The sequence below is a fragment of the Streptomyces alkaliterrae genome, from assembly GCF_007097205.2.
GTDB classification, from domain to species: domain Bacteria; phylum Actinomycetota; class Actinomycetes; order Streptomycetales; family Streptomycetaceae; genus Streptomyces; species Streptomyces alkaliterrae.
Genome location: NZ_VJYK02000413.1, coordinates 1 through 3,939 on the forward strand (window position 1 = coordinate 1; position 3,939 = coordinate 3,939).

At 73.9% G+C, this 3,939-nt stretch carries 4 protein-coding genes; 2 read left to right on the plus strand and 2 right to left on the minus strand.

The window, feature by feature from the left end; translation table 11 throughout:
* Positions 1-2,148: DEAD/DEAH box helicase (locus tag FNX44_RS24755; protein WP_143651221.1), on the plus strand; the 2,148-nt coding region annotated here is incomplete at its 5' end.
* Here the strand turns inward: FNX44_RS24755 and FNX44_RS24760 are convergent.
* Positions 2,142-2,663, minus strand: a complete 522-nt coding sequence (locus FNX44_RS24760; protein WP_143651222.1) for a DinB family protein — start codon at positions 2,661-2,663, stop codon at positions 2,142-2,144. The genes FNX44_RS24755 and FNX44_RS24760 overlap by 7 nt on opposite strands.
* A 90-nt stretch (positions 2,664-2,753) precedes the next feature.
* Between FNX44_RS24760 and FNX44_RS24765 the strand changes: the two genes are divergently transcribed.
* Entirely contained in the window at positions 2,754-3,107 is a 354-nt protein-coding gene (locus tag FNX44_RS24765; protein WP_228450193.1) for a hypothetical protein, read from the plus strand.
* A gap of 67 nt (positions 3,108-3,174) precedes the next feature.
* Here the strand turns inward: FNX44_RS24765 and FNX44_RS24770 are convergent.
* Positions 3,175-3,939: MOSC domain-containing protein (locus tag FNX44_RS24770; RefSeq protein ID WP_228450194.1), on the minus strand; the 765-nt coding region annotated here is incomplete at its 5' end.

Genomic DNA, 3,939 nt, shown 5'->3' on the forward strand with positions numbered 1-3,939 from the left:
GTGCGGGGGCTGTTGGAGCCGCTGCACGAGGCGGAGGTGCGGGAGGCGCTGGAGGCCATGCCGGTGGAGCGGCTGGCGGAGGTGACGGCGGCGCCGTTGCCGTTGGACCGGGTGGACGAGTGTGGGGTGCGGACGGTCGCGGATGTGCTGAACGCGGGGGTGTACCGGTTGCGGGCGGTGCCCGGGGTCGGGGCGCGGACGGCGGAGCAGCTTGTGGCCGCCGCGCGGCGGCTGTCGGAGGCGGCGCACGACGCGGTGGCCGTCCATCTGGACGTGGACCGGCCGGAGCCGCGGACGACCGCGCTGGTGAGGGCGGTGTTCGTGCTGGTGGAGGCCGGGGTGGACGCGCGGCGGGCCGTGGACCGCGCGGGGCCGCTGGTGGAGCGGCTGGAGCCGCTGCTGGAGCGGGCGCGGCCGGCGACCGGGCGGCTGCGGATGCTGTTCGCGGGGCGTGAGGGCCGGGCGCGGGCGCTGGAGGCGGTGGCGGAGCTGCGGGCGGCGGTCGAGGAGGCCGAACGGACGGGGCTGCCGGAGCTGTTGGCGCAGGCTTCGGCGGATCTGCTGCGGCAGCCGGAGTCGGATGTGGCAGCGTGGGTCGATTTCGAGACACGTTCTGCGGAGTACTACGGGGTGCTCGCCGAGCTCACCGAGCGGGAGCCGGACCGGGCGAGCGCGGAGGGTCGGCTGCCCGCCCAGGTGGCGGAACGGGCGCGGGCCCAGGAGCTCGACGACAGCTGTCGCCGGGTCTCGTTGCGCGGCTACCAGGCGTTCGGGGCGCGCTTTGTGGTGGCGCAGCGGCGGGTGATCCTCGGCGACGAGATGGGTCTGGGCAAGACGATCCAGGCGATCGCGGTGATGGCGCATCTGGCCGCCGAGGGGCGGGAGCGGTTCCTGGTGGTGTGCCCGGCCGGGTTGCTGGTGAACTGGCGGCGGGAGATCGAGGCCCGCAGCACGCTGTCACCGGTGGTGCTGCACGGGCGGGAGCGCCGGTACGCGTTCGCGGAGTGGGTGGCGCGTGGGGGTGTGGGGGTGACGACGTTCGAGGCGCTGCGCGGCTTTCCGGTGCCGGAGGGCGAGACGCCGCTCGGGTTGCTGGTGGTCGACGAGGCGCACGCGGTGAAGAACCCGGAGGCGCAGCGGTCGCAGGCGGTGGCGCGCTGGGCGGATGGCTGCGAACGGGTGCTGCTGATGACGGGCACGCCGATGGAGAACAGTGTCGCGGAGTTCCACAACCTGGTCCGGATCGTCGACGGCCCGCTCGCGGCGCGGCTGGACCAGCTCCACGAGACGGCGGTCGGCGGCTTCCGGGAGCTGGTCGCCCCCGTCTACCTGCGGCGCAACCAGCTGGACGTGCTGGCCGAGCTGCCGAGCGTGCAGTACACGGACGAGTGGGAGGAGCCCAGCGAGTCGGACGAAGCGGCCTACCGGGCGGCGGTCGCGGAGGGCAACTTCATGGGGATGCGCCGGGCCGCGTACACCCGGCCGGAGGGCTCCGCGAAGCTCGACCGGTTGCGGGAGATCGTGCGGGAGGCGGGTGAGAACGGGCTGAAGGTCGTGGTGTTCTCCGTCTTCCGCGAGGTGCTGGACGTGGTCGGGGAGGCGTTGGGCGACGGGAAAGCGGGCGGGGTCGTCTTCGGGCCGTTGACCGGGAGCGTGCCGCCGGTGCGGCGGCAGGAGCTGGTGGACGTGTTCACGGCCGCGTCCGGTCCCGCGGTGCTGCTCGCGCAGATCCAGGCGGTGGGTCTGGGGCTGAATATCCAGGCGGCGTCGGTCGTGGTGCTGTGCGAACCGCAGACCAAGCCGACGGTGGAGCACCAGGCGGTGGCCCGGATCCATCGTATGGGGCAGGTCCGACAGGTCCGGGTGCACCGGCTGCTCACCACGGGCGGGGTGGACGAGCGGCTGGCGCGGACGTCCGAGGCCAAGGCCCGGCTCTTCGACGCCTACGCGCGCCGCAGCACGGTCGCCGAGTCGACCCCGGACGCCCTCGACGTGACCGACGCCGACCTGGCGCGGCGCATCGTGGCGGAGGAACGGGCCCGGCTGGGCGTGCCGATCGCGACGGGCGTGCGGCTGCCGGGGCCGGGACCGGGGCCGAAGCCGGGGCCGGAGCAGGGCGGGGCCGACCGGAGACCGGTGGGTCAGTAGTAGCCGACGCGGCCGTCGACGAGTTCGCGGACGGCGTCGAGGTGGCCGGCGTGGCGGGCGGTCTCCTCGATCATGTGGATGAGCATCCACCGGAGGTTGGCGCGTGCGGACCTGAAATCGGGGTGGCGGCCGGGCTCGTCCAACGCGTGGGCGGCGACGATGGCGTTGGAGGTGGCGCACTGCCGCTCGTAGTCGGCGAGGAGCTGGGAGAGCGACACGTCGTCGGGGACGCGTAGGTCCGCGTCCTCGACGGAGTTGTCGAACTGCGGGTTGTCGGTCGTGGGGCCGCCGAGGAACAGCACCTCGAACCAGGCGTGTTCCACCCAGCGCAGGTGGCTGACCACTCCGGCCGCCGTCATCAGAGGGGAGGAGGGCAGCACGGGACGCCGCGCGTCCTCCTCGGACAGGCCCTCGCACTTCCAGCGCACGATCGAGCGTTGCATCTCGAGCCAACCGACCAACTGGGTGCGTTCGTCGGCGTCGAAGGGCGGGCGTACGCGTTCACCGGATGTCATGGCGGTGACGGTAGCCGGGAGTCGGCACCGACCGCACCGGGTTTTGGCCGCCGCGGACGGTGGTAGGCCGAGGGGCGGGGGAGGGGGACGATGGCGAGGAGGCGACCGGGAAGCGTACGGGCCACCGCTCTGGCCGCTCGCGTGCCCGGGGTCGGGCCGCCGGGGCTCTCCCGCCGGGCGCTTCGGGAGATCGAGCTGTTGGAGCGAACCCGGAACTACCTGGCGCCCGGTTCGGTGGCGCGGGCGTTGGAGCACTGGCGGCGGCATGTCGCCGATCCGTACCGCCGGCTGTGGGTGGACGGCGGCGGTGGGTGCGGCGTGCCGGAGTGCTGCGCAGACCCGCTTGCCGAGCGCGAGCTGTTGGAGGCGGTGCTGGTGGCACTGTCGCGGTCGGCGGCAAGGGAGTTGCGGGCGATCGTCGAGGAGCTGGACGCGCGCTACTGACCGCAGGGACAGGCGCAGGAACAGGCGCAGGGACAGGCGCAGGTACAGGCGCAGGCGGGCGCGGGCGTCAGAGGAGGACCACGTCCGCTTCGAGGTGGATCGTGCCCGGGGTCACCGGGGTGCCGTAGACGCCGGCGTGGCCGTTGCGGTCGGCGAGGGAACGCAGGACGGCCGGGTCGCGCTCGGCGGTGACGGGGTCCGTGTTGATCATGACGCAGCGCGGGTCGCGCTGGTCGACGCGCAGCTCGGTCGCGCCGATCCGCAGGGTCGCCCCGACCCACTCGTCCTCGACGAACGGCCGGTCGTCGACGGGCTCCACCAGCAGGTTGGGCCGGAAGCGCAGGGCGTCGGCGGGCACGGAGGCGCGGCGGCACAGCTCGGCGACGGTCGCGGTGCTGATCAGCGACAGCGGCATCTCGTCGAAGACGCCGTTCTTCACTCGCATCAGCCGCGTGCCGACGCCGATCCGGTCGGCCAGCGCCGGGTCGTCCACCGCGTAGGACTGGCCGTCGGGGGCGTGCACGGTGATCTTGGAGTCGTCGGGCCTGGCCGGGTCGTCGAACTCCGGCCGGAAGCGGCACATCAGCGCGTTCTCGCGGATGGTCTGCCACGGGAAGCGGCGGGACTGGCTGTCCGGCCGGACGAAGGCCCAGCGGCGGTCGCCCGCGACGCCGTGCCAGCCGACGGCCGTCTCGGACAGTGCCTCGGCGGCCAGCGACTTGACGGGGTACCGCCAGATCCGGCGGAGGCGGCCGACGACGGTGGGGGAGGGTGACATGTGCCGGGTCCTCTCGACGGGGGCGGGGCAGCCGCCCGGGGCGGTGCGGAGTGG